This is a genomic window from Prevotella sp. oral taxon 317 str. F0108 (genome assembly GCF_000162415.1).
Taxonomy (GTDB): domain Bacteria; phylum Bacteroidota; class Bacteroidia; order Bacteroidales; family Bacteroidaceae; genus Prevotella; species Prevotella conceptionensis.
In genome coordinates this window covers 1-615 of the sequence record NZ_GG740124.1, presented here as the reverse complement: position 1 = coordinate 615, position 615 = coordinate 1, and the positions used below count along the sequence as shown (strand labels likewise).

General features: G+C 52.4%; 1 pseudogene. It reads right to left on the bottom strand.

Annotated features, from left to right (window positions below):
- Positions 1-608: pseudogene (locus HMPREF0670_RS17375) on the bottom strand (type IV secretion protein Rhs); the annotation flags it as partial.
- Between the last annotated feature and the right edge of the window lie 7 nt (positions 609-615).

Genomic DNA, 615 nt, shown 5'->3' with positions numbered 1-615 from the left:
CGCCGTAAACATTGCTGAACTTGCCTGTTCCAAGTTTGCTTGCTACGCGCTTGTCACCGATGAAGTAATGCTTGGTAAAGCGGTTCTTCGTTACGGTGATAATCGGGGCAGGATAGATGGTGTAATCTTCCGTTTCGTGGAACTTCAGTGCAAGCCGAGTGAAAAAGGAGCTCGCTCGTTTTTCCGAGGCGCAGCCTGAAGTCGACGAAGTCAGCGGTTATTCCCTGCGGAGCACCATTTACATATACGCCCTCAAGGTCGCCGTGGCTCTTGACGATACGCTCGCTGGCAGCATTGTAGGTGTATCGACTGGTCTTACCGTTGTCCGACAAAACCATCAGCCGGTTGTCCTCGTCCCAATACATTCTCCGCTCGCTGTTCAGACTGTCGTTCTCCACCAGTGTTGGATTGCCATTGGCATCGTAAGTGTAATGCTCATGCCCTATCTGCGTGGGAGCCGTGGGATGGTTGCTGTCCTCGTACTGATAGGTAAAGTCGTAAGACTGCGCGGTCTTTGTGGAGTCCACCTTCTGCACCTTGGTGAGCGGTTCGCTCATCCGTCCGAAGGTCATCGTCATTTCATACTTCGCACCCTTCGCCATTCCGTTTGTCTTT